Below are 25,669 nucleotides of genomic sequence, written 5' to 3'. Positions count from 1 at the left end.
TGCTCTAAGAATTTATGCGTCCTCAGCTAAACGAAGCCCTGTAAACTGCCATCGATGATGAGGATAAAAGAAGTTGCGATAACTTGCCCGAAGTTGCGCTTGAGGGGTGACACATGAACCACCTTTAAGCACATACTGATTACTCATAAACTTGCCGTTGTACTCCCCCAAAGCCCCCTGCTCCGCTTTATAATGCGGATAGGCGTGATAACTGCTTTGAGTCCACTCCCATACGTCTCCCCACAACTGCTGTATACCTTGAGCGCCCGCCTGAGCTGCTTGTGGACGCCAGTATTCACACTGCAATATATTACCTGTATGGGGCTCTATGCCTTGCTCTATAGCCCTGAGGCTTGCGCACTCAAGTTCATGCTCATGAGGCATACGCTTGCCTGACCAACGTGCAAAAGCATCGGCTTCATAAAAACTTATATGACAAACCGGTGCATTTGGATCAATCGCCTTTAAACCATCCAAACCATATTGAAACCATATTGAATCTTGTTTCTGCCAATATTCGGGAGTTTGCCAACCGAACTTTTGTACGGTGGCCCAGCCATCGCTCAGCCACAGTAGAGGCTCTTGGTAAGCGCCGTCTTCCATAAACTCAAGCCATTGGGCATTGGTGACTAAACGATTAGCAAGCCGATGGCTGCCTAGATATACATCATGAGCCGGGCCTTCATTGTCATACGCAAAAGCCTGACCGCTATAACCCACTCGATGCATTCCGGCAGGCACATCAATAAAACCTAAATCGGGCGCTTGCGCCTGCAATTCTAGCTGGGCACTGGCAAAAATCGCCTCTTGCATGGGATTACAACTAAATAGATGCAAAATATCTGTTAACAATAATTCTTGATGCTGCATCTCGTGGTGCAAGCCTGTTTGCAGCAACATTTCTACCTCTGCAATATCACAGGTATTCGCTTCCGCTTGCTGTAAACAACTGAACATTTGCTCGTCAACATAAGCGCGATAGGCGAAAACCTGTTCAATACTAGGGCGAGTCAATAAACCCCGCTTAGGTCTCGCGTGGCGAGTACCTGCACTCTCATAATAAGAATTAAAAAGATGGGCAAAGTGAGGGTTAAATACTTGGTAGTTAGCTAGGTATTTTTTAAGAATAAAGGTCTCAAAAAACCACGTTGTATGGGCTAGGTGCCATTTAGCAGGGCTGGCATCAGGCATGCTTTGCACTTGCATATCTTCAGCACTTAAACGTTCACATAGCCCTTGAGTATACGATCGAAGCTGCTGATACTGATCAAACAGGTCCGCCATAGCTCCATACGTAGGTGTTTGCATAAAGAATCCATTTTATTTTCAGTGAAGGCCCTCTAAGCACTCACCTATCACTTGAGTTTAGAACAAATGTATAAACTTTCAGTGCTGAGTTAATGAAGATACAACTGATATCACAAAAACATGAAAGGATAAAAACACAAGAAGCTAAAACAGGCAAATAACAGTACAAAACCTAGAAATACAATAAGGTTTTAGCTAGATCTACTCAGTTTCTAATGCAGCTATTTATAGCTGTAAATAGCTGCTTGTTATGGCTTAGCTTGGTTTTTATCTTGAGCCCTGCGCTTGCGAACCACAAGCTTAGTCGCCAGTCCTTCCTCAATCTGACACAATGCACTGTATTTTAGTGCTTGTTTATACACATCCACCGCATCAAATTGGAAACGAAACAAAGCAGTGCCCGACTCATACTGCTCAGGCTCACGCCCCTCATCAACAAGAACTAATGCATCAAATAAGGCCGTTCTTTCTTTAAACAAGCGCATACACGAAGCGTGCATAGCCTCTTTTTCTTCAGCAATGGCCAAAAGCCTTAAGCGCTCTTGCTCCGCAGCTAAAGCCTGTTTCTCTTCTTCTGTGAGCTCTTTTTCTTCTTCGTAAGGTGTTGTTAATGTTTGGTAGCTTGTACCATCAACAAGCTCGTTATAGGTTCGGCCGTTTTCTTGGCGGCACTGAATACGAAAAATAGGCTTATTTTTTTCGCTCTGCTCTAAATCCAAAGTGCCACGAATAACTGTTTTACAACGAGGTACTCGCTCAGCGGCCTCCGCTGAGGCTTTAAGGTCTAAATACAAACGCTCATAATTTGTAGGCAACCACAGGCGGTCTTCATCCAAAGCACTAAGCCAAGGGCTATATGCCACTAATAAAACCAATAGGCCGGCAAAAGTCTTAAGACACGCTCTGTACATCACCAAAAGCCATGGAGTTAAAAATAAAACCAAATAAAACCAAGAGCTTTTCCTCATCAGATTCACTAAAGGCAATGCCATAGCTGGTATTACCGCTGGCACGAGCTTTTTTATTTTTAATCTCAGCTTTTAATTTAACTGTACGGCGTATACCGCCAACGTCAAATTTACCTTTTAACTCTAAGAGATCACCAGCCTCCCCTACATCTTCGTAGAGCTCTAAGCCGGCACCGCCTAAACTAATATCTGCAATTTTTCCAGCAACCCCACTTTGAGCTGGACAACTAAGGCTATAAACCAGCACAGGTAAAGCAACTTCAACTCGAGAGGCGCTGCGAACCATACGAAACTGCACAGCTTGAGGGAAATCGAGATACACCATAAACACCGGCATATCGGATATAAATAGAACACACGTTTGAAACAAGGCCACACCATTGGCCGACATCACTCGTATAACCACTTGCTGACCGACTTCTAGATGAGGAAAATCTTCAGCACCCGGCGCTGCAGTTATTAAAATACTCTCACCGGGCAAGCTACCTACTAATAAACAATCACAGCGAGCTTGAGGCTGAGCAGGGTCAGGATGGATTTGCACAACCTGACCAAGCTTAATATTAAGGTCGTTAAAACAAGGAGAGGATTCAGTCGTCATGGCTTAAAGATATGGCTTATAGGAATAGGCAGTATTCCTATAAGCATAGCCGAGACTTAAGAGATATGTTGCTCGACGGCGTAAGCATCTCTCATATCTTGAGATTGAAGTTTTACCTGCACACGTAAGCCAAGATTCAACAAAACAAAGAGCGCAACAAGACTAAGGGCTCCGCTAGCATCAAATGGTAGGTTAAACACGGCCGCAGCTAATACTAAGCCAAGTACAAAAACAGACAGATACGCGCCCATCATCGCCACCACCCAACTGAGGTACCAACCACGCAACCAACCAAGTAAGCAAACCAGCCACAAAACCAACGCACATAAAGCACCTAGTGCCGCTATTATCAACACCAAAGCTTGCAAGCCTAGAAGCGCAAACACCGCCATAGGTAAAGCAAGCACCAACAGTACAGACAACAGCAAGGTTGGCAAAGACCAAAGCACCAACCACAGTCCACTTAAGATCCTCATTGCTCAGCCTCCTTATTAACACGTCGCTTAAACATCGAAAAGCTAACTAAATAATGTTTAGCAGGCACATAAATATAACGATGGAAAGCGGCTTTAATTACACTAGGCAAGACCAACATGGTCGGTGTCACGGCCAAAGTTAGTACGGTTGAAAACACCAACCCATAGACAATAGCACTCGCTAAAGCAGTCCAATACGAACCAACGATACCGCCCATATTAAACTCACGGTTCACCAAGTCGACACTTAAACCCGTCGCCAAAGGCAATAAGCCTAAAATAGTTGTGACAGTGGTTAAAAAGACAGGGCGTAAACGCTGAGTAGCCGCCAGTATTGCAGCATCTTTTATCGAGGTTTTATCATCAGTCTGGCGAATATAATTAAAGGTATCAATTAAAACAATATTGTTATTTACCACAATACCGGCCAAGGCAACAATACCGACCCCAGTCATAATCACACTAAAAGTGCTTTGGGTAAGCATTAAGCCCAAAAACACACCCGCTGTAGAAAGTACAACCGAAGAAAGAGTTAATGCCGCCTGATAAAAGCTATTAAACTGAGCAACCAATAAGATAAACATTAAAAACAAAGCAAGTAAAAATGCGGTGGTTAAAAATGAAAATGATTTTTCTTGCTCTTCATTAGCACCGCGATAACTAAGCTCCACACCTTTAGGGAGCGGATGCTGCTCCATCCACGTCTGCACTTCTTTAAGCACATTATCAGCTACCAAACCTGAGTCTACATCGGCCATAACCAACGCAAATTCACGTCCATCAATACGCTCAACTTTATCAACTCGAGGTAAAGCGACACGCTCAACAAAACCGGCTATGGCCGTTGGCCCGTTAACAGTATTTACTTTCAAGCTATCGATTGCAGTAATACCGCGCTCCTTTTCGGGGAAGCGCACACGAATGTCTATTTCGTCATCGGCATCCGAGGGGCGATATTCACCTATTTTTACACCCGTAGTTAACATCTGTATGGCATTACCCACCTCGATAACATCGACACCTACTTGTGCTGCTTTTTCTTTATTCACCTCTATGCCCCACTCGATACCAGGCAAAGGGGTTGAGTCTGTTACATCGTTTAAACCCGGAATAGCGTCTTCCAAATCTGAACGCAACTGACGGGCGGTTGCTAATAATAAAGAACGATCTAAACCAGTAAGCTGTATTTGAATAGGTTTACCGACCGGTGGCCCTCCTTCTAAAGGCGCACTACTGACATAAACACCGGCAATACCTTTAGTGGCTTCTTTTATTTCATCGTAAACTTTAAAGGTACTGTAACCTAGCTCCTCAGGTTTATAGGTCTCAACCATCATTGCACCAATTTGGTCTTTCTCTGGCGCTCTTGGGCTAAATTGCACAGGTGAACCAGGGCTTACTACCGAGTACAACACTTTCACCCCAGGCACCTCGAGTACTTTTTCTTCCACCTCGGAAAAAATGTCACGCGCCTCATCAACGGATAAGTTGCCTTGTGCTCGAACAGCAACCGTACCTTGAATGACCTCGGTTTTAACAAAGAACTCAACCCCAGGACTGAACTTGGCGTAGGCAGAAAAAATACCAACTAGAATCAAACAAGCCGCAAAAAAGAAGCTCAATGGATGGTGAATGACCGATGACAAAAAGCGAGCATAAATACCCGTAACCCCCGGCAGAGTTTCAGGTGCATCATTTTCTATGCACGTGAGATAGGCTTGCGTCTGAGCAGACATTTTATTACGACCTAATAAAGCACCAACAATAGGAGCAAAAAACAAGGCGTATAACAAAGAGCCCAGTAATACGGCAAATACAGTGACCGGTAAATAACGCATAAATTCACCAGCAACACCGGGCCAAAACATAATAGGTAAGAAGGCGGCAAGAGTGGTAGAGGTAGAAGCTGTTACCGGCCACAACATGCGCTTAACCGACAATATATAGGCATCGCGGCTCGAAAGGCCTTCAGCCATTTTTCTATCTGCAAATTCGGTAATCACAATGGCGCCATCAATCAACATACCTAGCGCCAGCAACATGCCAAATAGCACCATAAAGTTAAACGAATAGCCAAGCTGCAAAAGAATAATGGTCGAGAACAACAAGGAAAACGGCACCCCCGCTCCCACCAATAAACCGGAGCGAAAGCCCAAGGCCGCAATAACAATAATCATCACCAGAGCCATAGCCGTTAGAATATTACCCTGCATTTCGTTGATCATGCCTATCGAGAAATCACTCTGATCAAGCATAAAATCGAGCTTGATGCCCTGAGGAATCTGCGGTTTAAGTTCAGCAACTAATGCTCTAACGGCTTTGGTCACTTCAATGTCATTAGCATCCACACGTTTTTTAACATTTAAAGTAACCGCGCGCTCGCCATTAATCGCAGAAAATTGCCAAGCATCTTTAAAGGTTCGCCGCACCGATGCAACATCGCCCAAGGTTACGGTGGCATCTTTACTTGAACGAATAGGAAGGCGATAAACATCTTCGCGAGTTTCAATGAGGCTAGGCACTTTAATCGCAAAGCGCCCCTTGCCGGTATCCATCTGCCCTGCAGGCACTAATAGATTATTAGCTTGAATCGCTTGATATAGCTCACTGCTGGTAATGCCGTAATACTCAAGCTTGGCAGGCTCAACAATGATCTCAATCATCTCATCACTGTGTCCGCGCATATCAACCTCCAGCACCGAAGGCATGGCTTCGATTTCACGCTTTAGTAACTGTGAGGTTTGAAAGATGCTTCGCTCTTGCACCGCGCCAGAAACAGCTAAAACAATGGTGGGGGTATCGTCCGCAGCAATTTCATTAACTTGGGGCTCTTCAGCACCGGAAGGGAGTTCCGACTTAGCTCTATCAACCGCGGCCCTAACATCGGTCACTGCTTTTTTTACATCTTGATTAGCTTCAAACTCAATGACCACATAAGAGACTGTTTCTCGTGAGGTCGCACGAATTTCCTTAACCCCCTCAATCGTACGTAATTCTTTTTCAACCGGCCGAACTAATAAGCGCGCACCATCTTCGGGGGATACGCCATCTTGCATAAGCATCACCATGACCACAGGCACAGTGGGGTTCGGAAAAGCCTCAATGACCATATTCATTCGCGAAGCAAAACCCGCAATCAAAATAAGTAACATCAAGCTCAATGTGGCGCGAGAGCGAGAGATCGCGTTTGTCAGGATACTCATGACTGAGTACCCTGTTCAGACTCAAGCTCTGGCTCAGATGCTTTATTAGGTTGTTCGAGCTCGACCTCAACGGCTTTTTTAGAGCGTTGCTCTACGGGAAGTACCTGCTGACCTATGCTCACATACTCTTGTCCTACCACAATCAATGTAACTTGCTCTGGTAAACCGCTGATCCAGACACCTTCTTTATCATCAGCGAGTAACTGAACCTCATGTATTTGCACTTTGTTATTTGCGTCTAAGCTGCGAACACCAATCACCCCCTTATCCATTAACGTTAATAAGGCAGGGCTAATTAAATGGGCTGGCAGTTCAGCGGCATGAATACTGACATCGGCAGCTAATCCACTGACTAAGCTGTGATCTTTATTCTCAACTTCAACTTCAACTCGGTAGCTGCGAGTCAACTCATCGGCAGAACTTGCTAAATAACGCACACGACCTGTGCGTTCTTCGCCATCAATAAAACGCACCTGGGCACTATCACCTAAAGATAAAGAACGAATATCACGTTCACTTAAGTGGCCACTCACAACAAGAGGGTCTAGCTCAAGCACGGTAGCGCAAGGTGAGCCACGCTGAATGAAGTCACCCACTTCTTTATGGCGTTTTTCAAGCACTCCAGCAAAAGGCGCTCGAACTTGTAAGTGATCAAGTACATTTTGGTTACGCTTTAATTCAGCTTCGGCCACAGCAAGGTTCGCTTTTGCTGCGGCAATTTGAGAACGGCTTTGATAACCACTGCTCTTAAGCTTGGAGGCCGCATCGTAATCTAACTGCGCCTTGCTTAACTGCGCTTGAGCTTGCTCTAAGCGCAATTGCCGATCTTCACTTGCCAAACTACACAAGACCGCACCCTGCTCAACCCACTGCCCCTCTTTTTGCGGTGTCGCTTGTATTCGACCATCAACTTCAGCAGCAACTGCTACACGCCGCTCGGCTTCACTTCGAGCTCTTAAGTAGACGGGCCGGCGAAACGCTTGAGCTTGGCTATCAGCAACTTGAACTTCAAATAAATCTTGTTCTTCTGACTGCTCTTGTTTCTCTTCCTCTTTAGATGCTTTAAAGAAACCTGTAAGCATCCATACCGCAACTAAAGCTGCCAGCACGGCAGCTAAGCGTAAATTTGAGTTCATATCTCATCCATATCAGTAATATCGATCAACTAAAACCAGTATCAAGTGGTTTACGATGCATGCATTGTAACGACATTTAGACCTCAAGCTCTAGCTTTAGTCATCTAAATAAGACAGCGAGAAATGGCTATACTAGGAACAAAACCGTCACTGCGTTTAGACGAAGATTTAGTAAAGTTCTTACCAAGCCCCCTTATATCCAAAGGAATATCATGCTAATTTACGGCTGTCGTGGAATTACTGTTAATTGAATACCTATTCATAGTAAAAGCCATTGAAATGAAAGACTTCCACGAAAGATAACAACAGAGAAGAGCACCTCTTTATGCACCATGCCCAAAAGCCAGCTAAGACATTGCGTCACGCTTTATTGCTACCCGTTATTGCCATAGCCCTGCTTCTAAGCCCATTACTGCAAGCATCAACCATTATTAATGGTATCGCTAGTCATTCAGAGCTCGGCCAAGAAGCCTTTATTGGAGCTTTATTGGTTACAAGCCCATCGACTGATGCTCGCGCAATTCTTACAGCTCAAGAGCCAAAAGAAGTACAAGTACGCGTCCTTGCTGATCGACTTTCATCTCGCCGTTTTAAGCGTATGTGGATTCAAGGCATGGCTATCAACGCTTCCGCTTCTGAGCTAGAGAAACAAAGCGCTAACATGGCCAAGTTCAGCAATATGCTCAAAGTGACCCTCGTACGTGGTGACATTGTTTCTATTCAGCGTGATTACGACAAAGTCAGTATCTCTGTAAACAGCTCTAAACTAGGCACTATTAATGACGCTGCTTTTTTTGATCTGCTATTACGGGTATGGATAGGTGGCGTTCCTCTCTCATCACAATTCCGTAAAGACCTATTATTAGCAGGTAAAGTACCTGAAGATAAGTTAACGGCATTTAATTCAATTACCCCCAGTGATGACAGAGTCCAAGCCGTTGCTGCCGCTATTGATCAAAGCAAAGGTAAGACTGCTGCCGCTGCCGCCGCAGTAAGTGCGCCAGTCGCAGCGACAGTTAAAAAGCCCCCTGTTATTAAAGCCCCTACTGTTGCTGCGCAAACGCCTAAACCAAAGCCTAAACCTAAAAAAGCAAGCCCTAAGCCAAGCCCCAAAAAAGTAGTTAAAGTGGTGCCTTCACCTAAGCCATCACCCAAGGCCAGTAAACAGTCGAGTGTTCTTGCGGCACTATCAGAGCTTTATGATTTAGAAGATGTGATCGAAGAAGATGAAGAGGAGTTCACTGCTGAGTCGCTTCTATCGCAACAACTTTATATTGCTAAGCTAAAAAAATGGACTTATAAACAATTGCGCTACCCACAGTCTGCGATGGAAAAAAATGAAGAAGGCATCGTACGCCTTAGTATCACCATCACCAGATCCGGTAAGGTTGAGATTATCGATATCATCGAAGAACCTCCATATCCAAACTTAACTAAAGAAGCGGTTAGAGCAGTCAGTGCCTCGAGCCCATATCCAAGCGTGCCCAATGATGTACTAGGCGACAAATTCACATTTAGCATGCCAGTTGTATTCCGCTTAGTTGAATAGCACAAACGGACTGATTATCAGTCGACATAAAAAAAGCTGGGATTAAACACCCAGCTTTTTTTATGTCTGCCCACTTAAGCCTTTGCTACAAACTAAGTAAGCTTAGGTTTTAACTTAAGCTGCTCTAAGCGTTTGACAATCACACTTTCTATCGCCTTCAAGTCCAATGAGGACATGGCTGATACGCCCCGCAAATTTAAAGAGTGCAGATGCAAACAAGGTGTTTCTTGATTAAACTCTCGCAGATCGCCTTTCATAACCACAGGTAAAAAGGGCCTACCTTCCGGCATTTTGCTATTTATCAGCTTTAAACCAATCTCTAAGGGTACGGTGCGAAACTTCTTTTCTGACTTATTGATGGGCAAAATGAGCTTTAGATCCGATGTTTTCCCTGCTGCATTCTCGGGATTAATTAAATAGAGACCGGTCGGCCTGACACTGCTCTCAGGAATACCTTGAAAGGTATCATGCGCTGCATAGGGGTTAGGCAAGATCACAAGCTTACGATTTTGATCTTTAGGAAAAAAGATATCGTAATTGGTATAGAGCTGCTCAACAGATGAGGAAAAGACACATAGTTGATTTTCAATACCTAGAATTAATTCTTGGGCGCGCTGACGCTTTCGAAAAGCGTCTAGGTCCCATATTAAGTCATTATTTTCCATTAAAACACATGCCGTTCATACTTAGACTGTGCATACTATCCGAATAAGTAGATACTCTACCACTGCTTTCTTTTGTCACTTAAAACAACTCTACCGGAGCCTCACCAGCATTACTCTTATTAGAGCTGGTCTGAGAAACCGTATCGTTTTCCTCAATAGCTAATAGTGATCGCTCTATTTTTCCCTCTAAGCGCTCAATCGCCTCATCCACCAATAAACCCTCATTAAATATACGAGTTGTATTGCGAACAACGTCATCCATCGCATCTTCAATGAATACCTCATCGTGCTCAACTAATGCTAAAGATGGCAATCTCACCTTAAGCTTGTCTGCTGTTTTATCAACTTCATCAGCAATATCCCGCATCACTTTTTGATAGCTATCTTGGATAACCTGCATCACATTGCGAACATCTCGACCTAATTTCTTTAAGGTTTCACGCTCATCAAGTAAGCGGTAACGATGCTCCAAGGCGATGACACGGGCATTCACTCCCTGAATCAAAGAAAAAGTATTGTCTTTAATAGCACCATACTTTTCAGGGTCGTCTATCGGCATATTTTTTATGAGCACCGAAATACGCTCATAATTTATTACCGTTCGAGCACCAAAATCGATATAACGCTCGCCTTCGCGCATCTGGTATAAAAGCTGAGACTCTAAGTCTTTAGCCATACCATGCGCTTCCATGTTTTTAATCTCATTCTCTCCACGCAGCTGTAGACTGCATTTCAAGCCATAGCGCTCTATTGTTGTGAAAAAAAGCTGCCCCAGCTGATCTAAGTTATCGCAGTCATGTACGCTTAATAAAAACTGAATGTTTGCCCCTAGGTCACTGTTATCAATCATCGCAGAGTGGGCGGTTTGATTAGCTAGCTCTAAACGACTCGATAACTGAACAGCGGCAACTCGATGAAAAATAGACTTGGTAATACGGGCACACGCCTCGTCACCGGCAACATCTGACTCTACGAAGTCATCACAGCCAAGCTCTAAGGCTTTGAGTTTATCCTCTATACTCGCAGGCCTTGCCAGCACCACCACGGGAATCTCAAACTGCTCATCGATTCGCATTAACTCAGCAAGCTGCTCAAGGTCACAGCCACCACAACCCAACTGGTCAATAACAATGACTTTATAGTCATCCAAGCCCAAGTGCTCAGGCAGAGCATCTAGACTAGATTCCAAGTCGGCTTTAAAAAAACGCTGAATATGCTGGCCTAGGTCAGATAGAGTATCAGGGGATAGAATCAGCACCTTGTGCGACACCATTGAGCTTCTCCTTATCTTAAATGCGGATCCTTTATTCCTTTAAGCTAGACCATCTCCTAAATCTCAGTAGGCCAATGATGATTAGCGCGCCACTTTTATGCACCGCCCAAGCTATTAGTTATTAACTTCCCTTGATGACTTAGAAATTCAGGAATAAGAACAAGCAAAAACCATCTTGAGTGCTAAATTTAAAATCATATACCCGCAAGTTATTAGTACTCTTAATGGAATAACGACTATGAACACGGCCCCCACCGATTCAGGATCATGTAACGCACTCGAACAAGAAGTACTCGCCAAACTTAATCAGGGTAAACTTGAAATCCCTATGCTGCCTGAAGTCGCAGGAAAAGTAGTGCGATTAACGCAGGACCCTGATTCTGACTCCGCCGATCTTGCAAGGCTTATTCAAAGCGACCAGAGTCTAGCCGCGCATGTCATGCGAGTAGCCAACTCCGCCGCATACAGCCCCAATGCATCACTCGTTAGCCTACAACAAGCAATTACTCGTCTGGGCATGAGAACCATTGCAGAAATCGCCTTAGCCGCCTCTATCAACAGCACCCTTTTTAATACCCCAGGCTATGACTCCTATATCCAATACATCCTTAAGTGTTCTTTAGCCTCAGGCTTGTGGGCTAAAGAGACAGCCAGAGCTTGTAGAAAAAATGTAGAAGCGGCTTTTTTAGGAGGCTTATTAAATGAGATTGGGCGGCCTCTTGCTGTGCAACTGGCCTTAGAGCTTGCAGCAGAGCTTAAACTTTCAATTAAATCTGAAGATATTCAAAACATCGAAGTTAGCTGCTCAAGAGCCATTGCCTTAAAAGTGATTGATGCTTGGGAGATGCCCGAAGCAGTAAAGAATGTCATCACTTACTTCGATAACTACCAAGAAGAGCATAGTGGCAAACTACAAACAGCTATTGCGGTTGCAGGCAGTGTCATTGCCAAGCATTTCTACGCTGATGAAAATAAAGAAAAGGTACCCAATTTAGAAGAGCTCAAAGCCCACCCTGCCTTTAGTGAAATTAACCTCTACCAAGACGAAGTGGAGCAACTGCTAGAACGTGAGGAGCTGGTTAAGTCGGCCATGGAGGCAATGCAACAGTGAATACCTACGATCTCATTGTTATTGGCAGTGGCCCTGCAGGCCAAAAAGCAGCCATTCAGGCAGCCAAATTAAACAAGCGTGTTGCCGTTATCGAAAAAACCAAAGAGACGGGTGGCTCTTGTGTCTTTCGAGGGACAATTCCGTCCAAAACCCTGCGTGAAAATGCACTGCGTATCAAAAATATGCGGCAAAATGCAGCCATCGCAAACTTTGAACTCACTGAGGATACCGAGCTTGCAACCTTAATCACACGGCTGGACGACGTGCTTAAGGCTCACGACAGTTACCTTTCTAGCCAGCTAACTCGCAATGGTATCGATGTTATTCATGCAAGGGCCAAGTTTTTAAGCAGTACTCAAATTGAAATCACCAAAGTAGATGGGGAGCAACACACCTTAAACACAGAAAAGGTCGTTATTGCTTCAGGCTCTTTCCCAAGAAAACCACCCAACATTCCCATCGACCATGAACATATTTTTGACAGCGACTCGATTCTATCGATGCTGTATTTACCCAAGAGTTTAACCGTCTTAGGCAGTGGCGTTATAGCCAGTGAGTACGCATCTATTTTTCAAGCACTGGGCGTCAAGGTGACGATGATCGATAAATACCCTGCCCCACTTGGCTTTTTAGATAGAGATCTTACCGACCGCTTTGTTCACTCCTTTGAAGAAATGGGCGGTAAGTGGCTAGGCGAGCATCTAGTCACCAAGGTTGACTGGAATGGTTTTGATGCCGTTGTAACTGAGTGTGAAGATGGCACGATAGTCAAAAGCGATAAGCTGCTGTGCGCAGCCGGTCGTCTTGCAAATGTTAAAGATCTGCACCTAGAAAATGCGGGCCTAAGCTTGAATGAACGCGGCCTTATTAGTGTCAACGAACAGTTACAAACAGAGCAAAAAAACATTTACGCCGCAGGCGATGTCATCGGCCCTCCTTCCCTTGCCTCAGCCTCGATGGAGCAAGGCCGACGTGCCAGCTGTAACGCATTCGGGCTTAAACTTGGAGAAATGCAACAAACGCTACCTGCCGGTATTTATTCTATCCCCGAACTCAGCTCCGTTGGCATAAGTGAAACCCAAGCCAAAGAAAAATATGGCGATATCATTGTCGGCCGTGCGCGCTTTGAGGAAATTGCACGAGGGCAAATATCAGGCATTCAAGATGGCATGCTAAAAATTGTCTGCGACAAGCAAGGGCAAAAAGTTCTTGGCGTTATGATTATTGGCGAAGGCGCAACAGAACTGATTCATATAGGGCAAATGGCTCTGTTATCGCATGCTGAAGTCGATATTTTTGTGGAGAGCATATTTAACTTCCCAACGCTTGCGGAAGCGTATCGAGTGGCGGCATTAGGAGTAATAGAACAGCGAGAAAAGATGACTAAAACAGGTTCATCATAAGCATGCAGAGCCTGTTTTAGTTGCAACTAGCCCTTATTACTTAAGAGCCACTGCTTAATTTAAGTGGCTCATCATCCACATGGGCCGCACCTGAGCCCATCATTACACCTATCCAACGGGTATCACTAAAGCTTTCTAAGGCAATTTTAACGGTAATGGTTAAGGGGATAGACAAAAGCATGCCCACCGGCCCGAGAACCCAGCCCCAAAACACTAACGACAAAAATACAATTAAGGCTGATAAGTCTAAGCCTTTTCCCATAATTCTAGGCTCGAGTATATTACCCACGATAAAGTTCACGGCTAAGAACCCTGCAGCCACCAACAAGGCGTCACCGCCTCCAAGCTGGATCAAAGCTAATAAAACCGCGGGAATTGCCGCTAACACCGAACCAAAGGTAGGAATAAAATTCAGCATAAAGGCAAATAAACCCCACAGTACAAAATAATCGAGCCCCAATATCCACAGCCAAACAAGTATCAAAAGGCCTGTAAGCAACGAGACCATGGTTTTAATCGCCACATAGCGGTTCACACTAGCGGTAAACTGGCGCAAGGCCTGCAGGGAATGCTTGGTTTTTTCATTAAACTGCAGCTTTTCCGAAAAGCTGACTTCTTCTGCCAAAATAAAAACCACAGTGAGTAAGATCAAAAAGAAATTGGTCATCATGTTGCCAAAAGAAGCCAAGGTATTTCCCGCCATGGCTAAGGCTTTAGAAGGCTTAAAACCCGCTCGAATCTGCTCAAAATCTACGGCTAACCCAAAGCTGTCTAATCGTGTGAAAATATCAGCTGTCAGGACTTGCAGCTTTTCTTGATAGCTGGGTAAATCTTCGCGAAATTCGGCAATTGACGAGCCAATAATGGCCCCCACCAAAAAGCTTAAAATGATTAAACTGGAGACAATCGTAAGTAAAGCAAGCCACGTAGGCAGCCCTTTGCTGCGCAACCAAAGTAGAGGTGGCGAACTAATAATTGCAATAAACAAAGAAAGCAAAAACGGCACAAGCAGAGATTCAGCGGCCTTCATTCCTGCGACCACAACAACAAAAGCGGCAAGTACCACTAAAAAACGGGCGATGGGGCTTTGAGTTTGCATGTCCGTTGCTCTTAAGGAGAATAAACTTATAGGTAGGCCAGAGTAATGACTCTAAGCTAAAAATACTACTGCTTATCTGGGTGGCGCCCTGTATAGCGACCACACAGGTGTTTGCGTATCTGTTCAGCATCTTTTTCATGATCCCCACTTGGGTACCATGTGCTGTCTATATGCATCGTTTTCGACGGGAAATCCCACGCAACCAGAACGACCGGCACCCCAGCATTGTAAGCCGCGCGTAAAAAACCGGTTTTCCATTTAGCCACATAAGAGCGTGTGCCCTCAGGTGTGATGACCACCCATAACTTTTTATGTGACTCAAACCAAGAGCATATTTGCTCAACAGTATCTCCGGCAGCACGCCGATTTAAGGGAATGCCACCTAAAGCCAGAAATAAGCCTTTTAAAGGCCAAATAAAAGCCTCTTTTTTCATCAGAAATGAGATTTTGATGCCCATCGCCAAAACAGCAAACATCGCTAGGACAAAATCCCAGTTTGATGTGTGCGGCGCTGCAGCAAAAACGGCTCTGGGCACATTAGGTAGCTCGCCTTCTATCTTCCAACCAAATAAGCGCAATAAACTGCGACCAATAAAGCGTGTAATGCGCCCTCCTTGATGAGGCACATCCGCAGGTAAACTTGGTACAGAAGGCAAAGCCATAAAGCGTCTTAATGCTCGCGAGTCGAGCGGAAGCGAACTTCAGGGTAGCGCTCTTGCGATAAAGACAGATTTACGCGACTAGGAGCCAGATAGCTTAAGTGGCCGCCACCATCTATGGCTAAATTATCCGAGCATTTACGCTTAAACTCATCCAGCTTTTTAGGGTCTTCACAGTCGACCCAACGTGCCGTATTCACCGTAACCGGCTCATAAATAGCATCAACCTTGTATTCATCTTTAAGTCGATAAGCAACCACTTCAAACTGAAGTACACCTACGGCTCCCACAATAATGTCGTTGTTATTCATAGGGAAAAACACCTGAGTAGAGCCTTCTTCCGACAACTGTTGAATGCCTTTTTGCAAAGCCTTAGTTTTAAGCGGATCTTTTAAGCGTATGCGCCTAAATAGCTCAGGAGCAAAGTGAGGAATCCCGGTAAACTTCAGAGCCTCACCGGCGCTAAAAGTGTCACCAATTTGAATCGAACCATGGTTATGTAAACCAATAATATCACCCGATACCGCCTCCTCTACATGGGATCTATCCCCTGCTAAAAAGGTCACCGCATCGGCAATTTTTACATCTTTACCAATGCGCACATGGCGCATCTTCATGCCTTTACTGTAACGGCCTGAACACACACGCATAAAGGCAATACGATCTCGGTGCTTAGGGTCCATATTGGCTTGAATTTTAAACACAAAGCCACTGAATTTTTCTTCGTTGGCATCAATGACACGCACATCGGTTTTACGCGGTAAGGGCTTAGGCGCCCACTCAACAAAACCATCTAAAAATTCACGCACACCAAAATTACCTAGCGCCGTTCCAAAGTAAACGGGGGTTAATTTACCCGCTAAATACTCTTCCAGATCAAACTCATGAGTGGCCCCGCGAACAAGTTCAATTTCTTCACGAGTATCATCGGCATAGACCCCCATTAACTCATCAAACTCAGGGCTATCGATGCCTTTGATTTGGACATCTTCAGCAATAACTCGACCTTTGCCACTTTGATACACATGCACCGTATCGGTATAAAGGTTATAAACCCCTTTAAATTCCTTACCCATCCCTAGAGGCCAGTTAATAGGCGCAGCCTTAATTTTTAAGACCTCTTCAACCTCATCAAGCACCTCAATAGGATCACGAATATCACGGTCCATTTTGTTGATAAAGCTTAAAATCGGTGTATCACGTAAACGGCAGACTTCCATTAACTTAATGGTTCGATCCTCTACACCCTTAGCACCATCAATCACCATAAGCACCGAATCAACCGCGGTTAAGGTTCGATAGGTATCTTCAGAGAAGTCTTCGTGCCCCGGAGTATCGAGCAAGTTCACCACTCGATCTTTATAAGGGAACTGCATCACCGATGAGGTAACCGAAATACCTCTCTCTTGCTCCATGCTCATCCAGTCGGATTTCGCATGACCACCGCCAGACTTAGCTTTTACAGAACCTGCACTTTGAATCGCATTTCCAAACAGCAATAGCTTTTCGGTGACGGTGGTTTTACCCGCATCCGGGTGAGAGATGATAGCGAAAGTGCGTCGCTTATTGACTTCATCAAGAAAATTGCTATCCGCCATACTGCCGTTACCTAAATGTCTATTACGTGTGTACTTATTAAAGCCTAGCTGCTTGAACTTATGCTTTAAAAAATGCTTAGAGCTTTATACTTTGCGACTTTAAAATAAAACGCTCACTAAAACATAAGTGAGCGTAAATCATTGAGTACAAATGCCAAAAAGAAAGGATAGAAGCGCAACAAGTGCTTCTAAATATACGATTAATGATCGCTATAGAGCGCCTTGCTAACCTGCTCTACTTGAGCGCAAAGTTTCTCACGATCTTGCCCCCAAAGGTTCAAGTGCCCTACTTTACGTTTAGGTTGAGCCGTCTTGTTGTAAGAGTGAAGCTGCATATTACTCGCCGTCAACAAGTCCGTTTTCACATCAAAACCAAGCAAGTTAACCATCGCTACGTTCATGCTGGGTTCGGTTGCCCCTAGGACCATGTCACAAATGCCGCGCAGGTGGTTTTCAAACTGCGAACAAACGTCACCAGCTTGCGTCCAATGACCACTATTATGCACACGAGGAGCAAGCTCATTTACCAATAATTTATCGCCAACAACAAAAAACTCTATCGACAATACACCTACATAATCAAGCGCTTCTAGAATAAGAGTCGCAGCACGTTTCGCTTCTGCCGATAGAACATCACAAGTAAGCTCGGCAGGGGCGATAGACTTAACTAAGATGCCTTCGTGGTGCTCGTTTTCAGTAATTGGATATACTGCGGTCTCACCGTTGACTGAGCGCACCGAAATCACAGAAACTTCTTTTTCAAAGCGAATGACTTTCTCGACAATCAACTCTTTGGATATATCAATTTCGGCTAAATTAGCTTCAAACTCAGCAGCGCTATCAATTTTCCACTGACCTTTACCGTCATAACCTTCGCCACATGTTTTGATAATGACAGGCAAGCCCACTTTAGCAACCGCCGCTTTTAAACTTTCAAGGCTGTTGGCAAGTTCAAAAGGCGCGGTTTCAATTCCCAAACTATTTACAAAGCTTTTCTCACGACCACGATGTTGACTAACTTCAATAGCTTTAGGGTTTGGGCAGACACGACAAAAATCCGCAAGTGACGCTAATAACACGGTATCGACGTGCTCACGCTCAACGGTCACCACCTCGGGCTGGCCCAGTGCGTTAAACAGAGCCTCACCATCTAAACCCTGCTCTAGCTCTACAATAGAACCTAGGCCATCAACACACACTCGGCTCTCACCTGGGTTAGCTAAAAACGAGAAGCTCAAGCCCATACGCCAGCCATCTAAGGCCATCATTCGAGCAAGCTGACCGCAACCAATTATCGCTATGTGCATTTATTCAACCTCAACCGGCACGCCATCGGTCTGGGAATTACGCCAGTCGATCAAACGCTGACGTAGTGCCTCATCTTTTAGAGCAAGCATTTGAGCGGCCATTAAACCTGCGTTATAGGCACCAGAAGCACCCACAGCCTGACAAGCTACGGCAACGCCTTTAGGCATTTGTACCATCGACATCAAGCTATCCATACCATTAAAGTGCTTACTAGGCACAGGCACAGCAATAACAGGTAAATGAGTCTTAGCCGCGGCCATACCAGCCAAGTGAGCAGAGCCACCAGCACCGGCAATGATCACATCAATGCCACGCTCGTGCGCTTCTTCACAAAAGGTGAACAGGCGATCAGGAGTACGGTGAGCCGAAACCACCTGGGTCTCGAAGTCCACCGCCAACTCACCTAAGGGGATCGTGGCAGATTGCATAATGGGCCAGTCAGACTGGGAACCCATAATGATACTCACTGAAGGCTTACTCATAGTTCTATCCAGATAAATTTGGGCGCGTATTATATATGTATCGACGAGAATACGGTACTTTCAAACGCAGGATTACAAGCTAAAGTCGGCGAAACAACGCTAATAGCTCAAAAATAAGGGCTTAAAATACCGAAAATAAGCGTTTCAAAGGCCAGAGTAAGTGCTCTAGCCCGATGTCACAAGCTGCAATATTAAGGGGCTTGTGAGGCCAACACAGCCAAACAGCTATCAACCAAGGTTTTTGCCTCTGCTGCCGTATCGGCCTCGGCATAACAACGCAACTCTGGTGCGTTACCCGAAGGCCTAAAGTGAACAACCGTCGCAGACTCAAAACTCAACCTTAAGCCATCTGTGGTATCCACAGAACGTATCGCCGACTGCAAATTTAACTGCTGGCAAAGCCACACAGGGTCAGCTGTCGCTTTTTCAATAATGCTGCGACTCAGCTCTGTGGGAAAGGCCTTAATTCGATCACTATAAGTAAAACGCTGAGGCAACTGTGCCACTAAAGCCGAAATAGGCTGGCCTGCTTTTATACTTGCGGACAACAACATCAAGGCAGGAAGGATGGCATCACGTGTCGGCAAAGCATCCAGCGACTTACCGTCTAGCTTAAGGTTTGAACCCAATAAGAAACCTCCATTTGCCTCAAACCCTGCAACACTGGCATAACGGCTATTCAAACTTGCAAATTCAGCAATCACATAAGGTGAACCAATTTTACAACGCTCAACATGTTTAAAAACAGCAGACTGCTCAATGGCCGTATTGCAGCTAACAGGCACCGCCAAGGCTTCAACACCGAGCGCTTTGGCACACAACAAACCCAGTACATCACCACGTAACCACTCCCCTTTTTCGTCGGCGACTAAGGGTCTATCACCATCGCCATCGGTAGAGAAAATAAAATCAAAGCCATATTCAGTAGACCACGCCTTGGCCCTAAGAATATCGTCTTGCGCAACAGCTTCGGTATCAATTGGGACAAACTCATCACTGCGACCTAGAGAGACAACGTCGGCCCCCAGCTTGCTAAACAGCTTGGCGTAAATATCACGCCCAGCACTACTGTGCTCATAAATACCGATCTTAAGGCCGCTGAGAAAATCCTCTGCAAATAAGTCACTATAACGCTTCGTATACAGCTCAAGGGCGGCCTTATCGAGTTTAAGTTCTGCTAAGTTTTGCCCTTGAAGAGAGGCAAACTCTGCCTGCGCAGAGACAATAATATGCTCATCGTCTTTAGAAATCTCACCATCAGGGCGGTAAAACTTGAGGCCATTACGATCAAAAGGAATGTGGCTTCCCGTCACCATAATCGCCGGTAAATCTTGCTGCATAGCAATAAAAGCTAAGGCTGGTGTTGGCACCACACCGTAATACAAAGTGCGAATACCCGCCTGAGACAAAGCAGCACTTATCGCTTGAGCCATGGCATAGCTACTTGGGCGATTATCAATCGCTATTGCAACACTATCAAAGCTAAAACTAGCCTTCATAGATGCAAGAAATGCATGGGTAAAGGCCGCACACACATCCACACTAAAATCTTCAACCAAACCACGCGCACCACTGGTGCCAAATTTAACGGCACTTTGAGCCAGTACTTCAGAGCTTTTTAACATGGTTTTATATTTCCCCAGTATCAGCCCTCAAAAAACGGAGGGCAATAAAAAGCAAGATTTTAGCAGAAACTACAAAACAGAGTAATTGCAGCAGCCCCGCCCCTTCCAACCACTTTCCTGATAAAATGCGTGCAAAGGCAATGGGGACAATAGCCCTAAGCACATCACCCAGCGATTAAAGTGAATACCACAGAATGAAATACCTAGTTACCGGTGCGGCCGGTTTTATTGGCGCGGCCACTTGTCAACGCCTATTAGATGAAGGCCACGAAGTGATTGGCCTAGACAACCTGAACAGCTATTACATTCCTCGCCTTAAGCAATACAGACTCGAAAAGCTACTTGGACAACAGGGCTTTACTGAAGCCCGTCTAGACTTGGCTGATCGCGACGCCGTTGCGGAACTGTTCAAAAAGGAAAAGTTTCAACGAGTGATTCACTTAGGTGCGCAGGCCGGTGTACGCTATTCTATCGAAGCACCTTTTGAATACGTCGACAGTAACCTTGTCGGCACTATGTGCATTTTAGAAGGTTGCCGACACAACGATGTCGAGCACTTAGTTTACGCAAGTTCAAGCTCGGTTTACGGCATGAACCCAAAGATTCCATTTAGCGAATCCGATGCTGTTGACCACCCAGTCTCCCTTTATGCAGCAACTAAGAAATCGAATGAGTTAATGGCCCATTCGTATTCCAACCTTTATAAAATACCAACCACAGGCCTACGCTTTTTTACGGTTTACGGCCCAGCAGGCCGCCCAGATATGGCGCCATGGTTATTTACCGAGGCGATCTTAAATAACAAGCCCATCAAGGTATTTAACGAAGGTAAAATGCAACGTGACTTTACGTATATCGACGATATTGTTGAAGGCATTATACGTATTCAAAATGTCATACCCGAAACAGATTCAAGCAACCCATTAACCGATCCATCGAGCAGCACGGCACCTTATCGCGTTTACAACATCGGTAATAACAACCCCATTGAACTGGCAACATTTATCGATGCCATTGAACAAGCATGTGGTAAAAAAGCAGAAAAAATTATGCTTCCCATGCAGCCTGGTGACGTAAAACGCACCTATGCCGATATTGATTCGCTTATAGCAGCAACAGGCCATCAGCCAGCCGTGGATATTTATGATGGAATAGAAAAGTTTGTTAAATGGTATAAAGACTTTAAATAACATTAACGCACGTTAACAAAGCCCCTATTTTAAGCTCTTTGTTCCTATCTGCACTGCTACCGCTTAAAAAGCAGACATAAAAAAAGCGAACCAAATAGGTTCGCTTTTTAATTTAGTGAGGCTCTAACAGGCGCTCACAAAACAATCAGTTTTGAGTAAAAACAATCTTATCAAGGAAGAACTGCCAGCGTAATTCAACGCCAGTAGATTCAATACGAATAACATGATCGCCTTCACTAATACTTAAAGCACTAGCAACATCAAACTCAACAAACACGTTTAGGTTGTCGCCATGAACAGGAGCTTCTGCGACTTCAATGCCATCGATATAGACTTTCACATTCGAATCAGTGAGCCTATCTGTTGATGCAATAATGCTTAAGTCGTAGCTGCCATCTTCAGGGAAAGATACTGAGTACTCAGCCCAACCCCCCGTTAAAATATGATCAGCAAAGGTGGTTTCACGTTCACTGCCTTCCCAGAAAGTACGTGTAGTAAAGCCATCCTGAGTACCGCCAGTATTAAAAAAGTTCTCGCCTTCAACAGCAAGAGGTACCGCAGGTGCCGGTGATACAGAAGGAGAAGGAGATGGGCTAGGAGATACCACAGGCGAAGGACTCGGACTCGGCGATGCAACAGGAGAAGGACTTGGGCTCGGCGATGCGCCACCAGCTAAAGCCTCCTCGACGGCAGCAGCAACCAATTGGTCCACTTCTTCAGGAGTATAAGCTTCGCCATAAGCGGCCACATGCAAAGAGTCTGAGTGACTTTCACCGGTGATATCTTCGACATATAAACGCACGTTGTAATTACCAGCCTGAACCAAGTCAACAACAGCGACCATACCATTGACACTAAAGTCAGACTCACACAAAGCTGGCGCTTGACATAAGTGCTGGATAAACCAGGTATACCTTGCATTTTCTTGCCCAGCTAAAACAACTGAAGCGCTAGCATCAAGTACGACTTCATCTAAGACAATTTGGTCTGCGCCAGCATATGCGGTTACAGCAGGCTGGGTTTCTTCATCATCTAAGTACTCTGCAATACCGTCACGGTCTGAATCATCATCACTTAAAATACCATTAGCATTTAAGTCTTCAGACAGCGTCGGGATACCGTCATTATCATCATCACTATCAATATAATTAGGCAAGTCATCCGCATCGGTATCTTCCAATAGCTCATCTTTGTTAGCGACTCCGTCTAAATCAAAGTCACGTAACACTACCGGCCCAGCCAAAACATCACCAGAGCCATCAGCCCCCGTTGCTAAAGCTTCAAAATCTTTTACCAGTACAAGATTTTTTTCAGAAGGTGTAATACAAGCCAATTTTTGTAAATTAACATTATCACCAACTAAGAGGGCCACGACTTCAATAGAACGAGAGTTTAAGCTATGAGCAAGACTGCATACGTCTTCGGTATTGCGTGGGTACGGCGTACCATCCGTCACTAAAACCAAGATACGCTTATCATCATCAGCGGTGTAGCGATCAAAATCATTGAGTGCAAGCTTAATTGCAGTACGTGTAAATGTCGCACCCTTTGAATAAATCGCCCCCTCAATAATAGGCTCAAGCACTCCAGGCTCTTGCACATCTCCTAAGGAGTGTAATATTTCAGCCCCTGTAGAAAACTGAATAACACCCACTCTTGCTTGCTCAGAATCAAATGAACCCGCTAAGTCAGACACAAACTGTTTCTGTAGCTCAAACGACTCTTCTCCGACACTGCCAGATGCGTCCATCAAGATCATGACGTTCGCACGCGGCTCAGCCAGTGCAGAAGAAGCATATAAAGGAAGTAAACAACACAGCAAACCCGAAATAAGGGCGCGTGATACAGACATAGTGGATCTCCGTTAGATCAAACAATAAGCAGGGTGAAAGCCCTAAAGAACTTTAGGGAAATAAAAAAGCCTATTTTATAAGCAAAAAGTATAAATGTCAGCTTTTTTGAGACATAAATCACACTTTATGATGATAATTACGCCAAAACATACACGGAGATCAATCAAGGCTCCCATTAAAGGGGCTAAGAGCGGCGAAAAGTACAGTAAATAGCTCGCTTAGCAGATCAGCCCAACGAGCTAGCATGAACACCTCTAAAACTACCTAGTAAGTACAGGGTCGAGGAAATCAAGTGATGCTATCGCGTACCAAGGCCTGAGATGATTAGAGTCGCTATAGTAGTACTCATAATCCTTATTCATGACCTTACAAACATCCGTACAGAGATAATCAATAGGATCAATAACCATGACCCCTTCTAGATTTTGAAGTGACTGCAAGGCCTCATAATGCACGCGATAATTAGACCTAGCCTGCTCTACAGAAATAAAACCAGCTAGATCTCGGCGCAACGACTTTTTCGGGTCAAATTCATCACCTTTAGGCTCGCCCAATAAGACTACAACCTGTTTTACCTTAGTTTTCACATAAGCCAAAAACTGATCATATTCACGGACTCTTTGTTTAAGTTGGCGCGTAGCTATCTCAGCATCACCAGACAGATAACCATTAATGTTATATAAAGATGTAACTACTTTTTCAAACTCGACCTGCTCCATAAGCGATTTATAGCCCTGAACATTAGAGCAACTCCACTTAGGGTTTTTAAATGACTCGGCGACAAAGCAGCCACCCATAGTCAAAAAATAAACATTATATTCACTATCTAATGAAGCGACATATGGATAAAGATGTTCTATATGGCTTGAACCAATAAACAAAATATTTTTATCCGTACTCCCTTCAATGAAACGAATATCGCTTTCCCCAACTTTCAAATCCCCATGCATGGGGTAAGTCCAATCATCAACTGCCACTAAGGCACTCCTAGCCTTAAGCTGATCCGCTTCAGAAAAGCGCGTCATTGCTCCCTCTGAATAAACTACAAGATAAGAACATAGAGCCATCCCAAGAACCATATACAGTGGCGGCGAGCGATACACACTCGCCCAATGGGATAAGGATGAAAATCTTATTGACTCAATAAAACGATAACTCAAACAACCAAGTAACACCGATAGTGGAATACCAATAAGCGGCCAATAACTAGTAACAGAAAAGTACATAGGCACAACGACAAGAGGCCAATGCCAAAGATAGATTGAGTAAGACCAAGAACCCAAATGTTGGAACACAACGTTCCCAGTCAAGAAGCTAGTATTAGAATTAGCCTGCACAACAAGAAAAGCACCTAAGACAGGAATAAGTGCTAAATAACCGGGCCATGCATCGTATTGAGAGAGACTAAAATAAGAAGCCACTATCATTAATATGCCAATCACCTCAAACCATCGCTTATGGTTTGCCTTAAGCGACATTGGGTATAAATAAGCGACGCCACCAATCAACATCTCCCAAGCGCGGGTAGGAAGAAGGAAATAACTGGCAAGCGGAGATGTATAGCTGGCCACAACACAAAACAGAAAGCCTAAGACCGTAGCAATTAAAACAAGAATTTTTAAAGTAGGTAGTGATACAAACCGGCTAAATAACGCAAGAAAAATAGGATAAAGCATATAAAACTGCCACTCGGCAGAGAGCGACCAAGTATGTAATAGCCACTTTTCATGTGATGCTGCATCAAAATAACCAGACTCCCCCCAATACACCATATTGGAAACGAAGGTCACACTACTCAGAACATGCTTAGCTAACTGAGCGTAGTCATAAGCACTAAAAGTAAACCAACCCAAAACCAGTAATGTCAAACATAAAAAAGCCAGAGCGGGAATAATCCGATTAGCCCTAGCCACGTAAAAGGTGACTATCGAAAACCTGTTATTTTCCAAGCCCCTAAAAACAATGCCTGTCATTAAGAAGCCTGAGATAACAAAAAACACATCAACCCCAGCAAAACCACCGGGCAGCCATATCGGGTTAAAGTGGTATAGAACAACAGCAATAACAGCTATCGCTCTTAAGCCATTAATATCCTTTCGAAAACTCACGATACAACTCCACACATAGAGCCGCCCACACGCTATAGATAGTTTCGTTTTTTA

The 25,669-nt window shown here is 44.6% G+C and carries 20 protein-coding genes; 4 read left to right on the top strand and 16 right to left on the bottom strand.

Features of this window, described 5'->3' with window-relative positions; genetic code table 11:
* Nucleotides 1–12: 12 nt before the first annotated feature.
* From egtB to AB1S55_RS10655, 6 genes are all read right to left on the bottom strand, one after another.
* Entirely contained in the window at nucleotides 13–1,308 is a 1,296-nt protein-coding gene (gene egtB / locus AB1S55_RS10680; RefSeq protein WP_370978102.1) for an ergothioneine biosynthesis protein EgtB, read from the bottom strand.
* 248 nt (nucleotides 1,309–1,556) lie between these two features.
* On the bottom strand, nucleotides 1,557–2,219 hold the full coding sequence (locus AB1S55_RS10675) for a hypothetical protein (RefSeq protein ID WP_370978101.1): 663 nt from the start codon (nucleotides 2,217–2,219) through the stop codon (nucleotides 1,557–1,559).
* Complete coding sequence (locus AB1S55_RS10670; protein ID WP_370978099.1) at nucleotides 2,200–2,877, bottom strand: flagellar brake protein; 678 nt, start codon at nucleotides 2,875–2,877, stop codon at nucleotides 2,200–2,202. The genes AB1S55_RS10675 and AB1S55_RS10670 overlap by 20 nt, the downstream gene beginning before the upstream one ends.
* A 56-nt stretch (nucleotides 2,878–2,933) precedes the next feature.
* Entirely contained in the window at nucleotides 2,934–3,353 is a 420-nt protein-coding gene (locus tag AB1S55_RS10665; RefSeq protein ID WP_370978098.1) for a hypothetical protein, read from the bottom strand.
* Complete coding sequence (locus AB1S55_RS10660) at nucleotides 3,350–6,556, bottom strand: efflux RND transporter permease subunit (RefSeq protein WP_370978097.1); 3,207 nt, start codon at nucleotides 6,554–6,556, stop codon at nucleotides 3,350–3,352. Before AB1S55_RS10660 ends, AB1S55_RS10665 begins: the two co-directional genes overlap by 4 nt.
* Entirely contained in the window at nucleotides 6,553–7,692 is a 1,140-nt protein-coding gene (locus AB1S55_RS10655; RefSeq protein WP_370978095.1) for an efflux RND transporter periplasmic adaptor subunit, read from the bottom strand. Before AB1S55_RS10655 ends, AB1S55_RS10660 begins: the two co-directional genes overlap by 4 nt.
* A gap of 325 nt (nucleotides 7,693–8,017) precedes the next feature.
* Here AB1S55_RS10655 and AB1S55_RS10650 point away from each other — a divergent pair, with 325 nt between their 5' ends.
* On the top strand, nucleotides 8,018–9,241 hold the full coding sequence (locus AB1S55_RS10650) for a TonB family protein (RefSeq protein ID WP_370978094.1): 1,224 nt from the start codon (nucleotides 8,018–8,020) through the stop codon (nucleotides 9,239–9,241).
* 92 nt (nucleotides 9,242–9,333) lie between these two features.
* Here the strand turns inward: AB1S55_RS10650 and AB1S55_RS10645 are convergent, their stop codons facing one another.
* Nucleotides 9,334–9,906 carry a hypothetical protein gene (locus tag AB1S55_RS10645; protein ID WP_370978092.1) on the bottom strand — a complete coding sequence of 191 codons (573 nt, stop codon included), beginning with the start codon at nucleotides 9,904–9,906 and terminating at the stop codon, nucleotides 9,334–9,336.
* A 79-nt stretch (nucleotides 9,907–9,985) separates the two neighbouring features.
* Entirely contained in the window at nucleotides 9,986–11,179 is a 1,194-nt protein-coding gene (locus AB1S55_RS10640; protein WP_370978091.1) for a DNA-binding response regulator, read from the bottom strand.
* A 238-nt stretch (nucleotides 11,180–11,417) separates the two neighbouring features.
* Between AB1S55_RS10640 and AB1S55_RS10635 the strand changes: the two genes are divergently transcribed.
* The gene (locus tag AB1S55_RS10635) at nucleotides 11,418–12,290 is read left to right on the top strand and encodes an HDOD domain-containing protein (protein ID WP_370978090.1); all 873 of its coding nucleotides are present in this window, start codon (nucleotides 11,418–11,420) and stop codon (nucleotides 12,288–12,290) included.
* On the top strand, nucleotides 12,287–13,693 hold the full coding sequence (gene sthA, locus AB1S55_RS10630) for a Si-specific NAD(P)(+) transhydrogenase (RefSeq protein WP_370978089.1): 1,407 nt from the start codon (nucleotides 12,287–12,289) through the stop codon (nucleotides 13,691–13,693). Before AB1S55_RS10635 ends, sthA begins: the two co-directional genes overlap by 4 nt.
* 40 nt (nucleotides 13,694–13,733) lie before the next feature.
* Here the strand turns inward: sthA and AB1S55_RS10625 are convergent, their stop codons facing one another.
* The 6 genes from AB1S55_RS10625 to AB1S55_RS10600 form a co-directional block, all read right to left on the bottom strand.
* Nucleotides 13,734–14,792, bottom strand: a complete 1,059-nt coding sequence (locus AB1S55_RS10625) for an AI-2E family transporter (RefSeq protein ID WP_370978088.1) — start codon at nucleotides 14,790–14,792, stop codon at nucleotides 13,734–13,736.
* Between the two features lie 65 nt (nucleotides 14,793–14,857).
* Complete coding sequence (locus AB1S55_RS10620; RefSeq protein WP_370978087.1) at nucleotides 14,858–15,454, bottom strand: lysophospholipid acyltransferase family protein; 597 nt, start codon at nucleotides 15,452–15,454, stop codon at nucleotides 14,858–14,860.
* Nucleotides 15,455–15,462: 8 nt separating this feature from the next.
* The gene (gene prfC / locus AB1S55_RS10615) at nucleotides 15,463–17,049 is read right to left on the bottom strand and encodes a peptide chain release factor 3 (protein ID WP_370978086.1); all 1,587 of its coding nucleotides are present in this window, start codon (nucleotides 17,047–17,049) and stop codon (nucleotides 15,463–15,465) included.
* A gap of 200 nt (nucleotides 17,050–17,249) precedes the next feature.
* A complete protein-coding gene (locus AB1S55_RS10610) occupies nucleotides 17,250–18,356 on the bottom strand; it encodes a 5-(carboxyamino)imidazole ribonucleotide synthase (RefSeq protein WP_370978085.1) in 1,107 nt (368 codons plus the stop codon).
* Nucleotides 18,357–18,839 (bottom strand): 5-(carboxyamino)imidazole ribonucleotide mutase, encoded by a 483-nt coding sequence (gene purE / locus AB1S55_RS10605; RefSeq protein WP_370978084.1) that lies wholly within the window; start codon nucleotides 18,837–18,839, stop codon nucleotides 18,357–18,359.
* 191 nt (nucleotides 18,840–19,030) lie between these two features.
* Nucleotides 19,031–20,464, bottom strand: coding sequence for a phosphomannomutase (locus AB1S55_RS10600; RefSeq protein ID WP_370978082.1), 1,434 nt, complete (start codon nucleotides 20,462–20,464; stop codon nucleotides 19,031–19,033).
* A 194-nt stretch (nucleotides 20,465–20,658) separates the two neighbouring features.
* On the opposite strand from AB1S55_RS10600, the gene AB1S55_RS10595 reads away from it, so the two are divergent.
* Nucleotides 20,659–21,654 (top strand): NAD-dependent epimerase, encoded by a 996-nt coding sequence (locus tag AB1S55_RS10595; protein ID WP_370978081.1) that lies wholly within the window; start codon nucleotides 20,659–20,661, stop codon nucleotides 21,652–21,654.
* 145 nt (nucleotides 21,655–21,799) lie between these two features.
* Here AB1S55_RS10595 and AB1S55_RS10590 read toward each other — a convergent pair whose 3' ends face one another.
* Nucleotides 21,800–23,506, bottom strand: a complete 1,707-nt coding sequence (locus tag AB1S55_RS10590; RefSeq protein WP_370978079.1) for a VWA domain-containing protein — start codon at nucleotides 23,504–23,506, stop codon at nucleotides 21,800–21,802.
* Nucleotides 23,507–23,767: 261 nt separating this feature from the next.
* Nucleotides 23,768–25,615, bottom strand: coding sequence for an acyltransferase family protein (locus AB1S55_RS10585; protein ID WP_370978077.1), 1,848 nt, complete (start codon nucleotides 25,613–25,615; stop codon nucleotides 23,768–23,770).
* Nucleotides 25,616–25,669 lie beyond the last annotated feature (54 nt).

The organism is Agaribacterium sp. ZY112 (assembly GCF_041346925.1).
In the GTDB taxonomy this organism is placed as follows: domain Bacteria; phylum Pseudomonadota; class Gammaproteobacteria; order Pseudomonadales; family Cellvibrionaceae; genus Agaribacterium.
The sequence above is the reverse complement of the archived record's forward strand: the minus strand, read 5'-3'. Positions and strand labels throughout refer to the sequence as shown.

What these genes read in the sequence shown, in the direction of transcription:
- AB1S55_RS10650 (WP_370978094.1), top strand. Translation starts at nt 8,018, where the DNA reads ATGCACCATGCCCAAAAGCCAGCTAAGACATTGCGTCACGCTTTATTG.
- AB1S55_RS10670 (WP_370978099.1), bottom strand. Translation starts at nt 2,877, where the DNA reads ATGACGACTGAATCCTCTCCTTGTTTTAACGACCTTAATATTAAGCTT.
- AB1S55_RS10655 (WP_370978095.1), bottom strand. Translation starts at nt 7,692, where the DNA reads ATGAACTCAAATTTACGCTTAGCTGCCGTGCTGGCAGCTTTAGTTGCG.
- AB1S55_RS10635 (WP_370978090.1), top strand. Translation starts at nt 11,418, where the DNA reads ATGAACACGGCCCCCACCGATTCAGGATCATGTAACGCACTCGAACAA.
- AB1S55_RS10595 (WP_370978081.1), top strand. Translation starts at nt 20,659, where the DNA reads ATGAAATACCTAGTTACCGGTGCGGCCGGTTTTATTGGCGCGGCCACT.
- egtB (WP_370978102.1), bottom strand. Translation starts at nt 1,308, where the DNA reads ATGCAAACACCTACGTATGGAGCTATGGCGGACCTGTTTGATCAGTAT.
- AB1S55_RS10660 (WP_370978097.1), bottom strand. Translation starts at nt 6,556, where the DNA reads ATGAGTATCCTGACAAACGCGATCTCTCGCTCTCGCGCCACATTGAGC.
- AB1S55_RS10600 (WP_370978082.1), bottom strand. Translation starts at nt 20,464, where the DNA reads ATGTTAAAAAGCTCTGAAGTACTGGCTCAAAGTGCCGTTAAATTTGGC.
- AB1S55_RS10590 (WP_370978079.1), bottom strand. Translation starts at nt 23,506, where the DNA reads ATGTCTGTATCACGCGCCCTTATTTCGGGTTTGCTGTGTTGTTTACTT.
- AB1S55_RS10625 (WP_370978088.1), bottom strand. Translation starts at nt 14,792, where the DNA reads ATGCAAACTCAAAGCCCCATCGCCCGTTTTTTAGTGGTACTTGCCGCT.
- purE (WP_370978084.1), bottom strand. Translation starts at nt 18,839, where the DNA reads ATGAGTAAGCCTTCAGTGAGTATCATTATGGGTTCCCAGTCTGACTGG.
- AB1S55_RS10645 (WP_370978092.1), bottom strand. Translation starts at nt 9,906, where the DNA reads ATGGAAAATAATGACTTAATATGGGACCTAGACGCTTTTCGAAAGCGT.
- AB1S55_RS10640 (WP_370978091.1), bottom strand. Translation starts at nt 11,179, where the DNA reads ATGGTGTCGCACAAGGTGCTGATTCTATCCCCTGATACTCTATCTGAC.
- AB1S55_RS10665 (WP_370978098.1), bottom strand. Translation starts at nt 3,353, where the DNA reads ATGAGGATCTTAAGTGGACTGTGGTTGGTGCTTTGGTCTTTGCCAACC.
- AB1S55_RS10675 (WP_370978101.1), bottom strand. Translation starts at nt 2,219, where the DNA reads ATGTACAGAGCGTGTCTTAAGACTTTTGCCGGCCTATTGGTTTTATTA.
- prfC (WP_370978086.1), bottom strand. Translation starts at nt 17,049, where the DNA reads ATGGCGGATAGCAATTTTCTTGATGAAGTCAATAAGCGACGCACTTTC.
- AB1S55_RS10620 (WP_370978087.1), bottom strand. Translation starts at nt 15,454, where the DNA reads ATGGCTTTGCCTTCTGTACCAAGTTTACCTGCGGATGTGCCTCATCAA.
- AB1S55_RS10610 (WP_370978085.1), bottom strand. Translation starts at nt 18,356, where the DNA reads ATGCACATAGCGATAATTGGTTGCGGTCAGCTTGCTCGAATGATGGCC.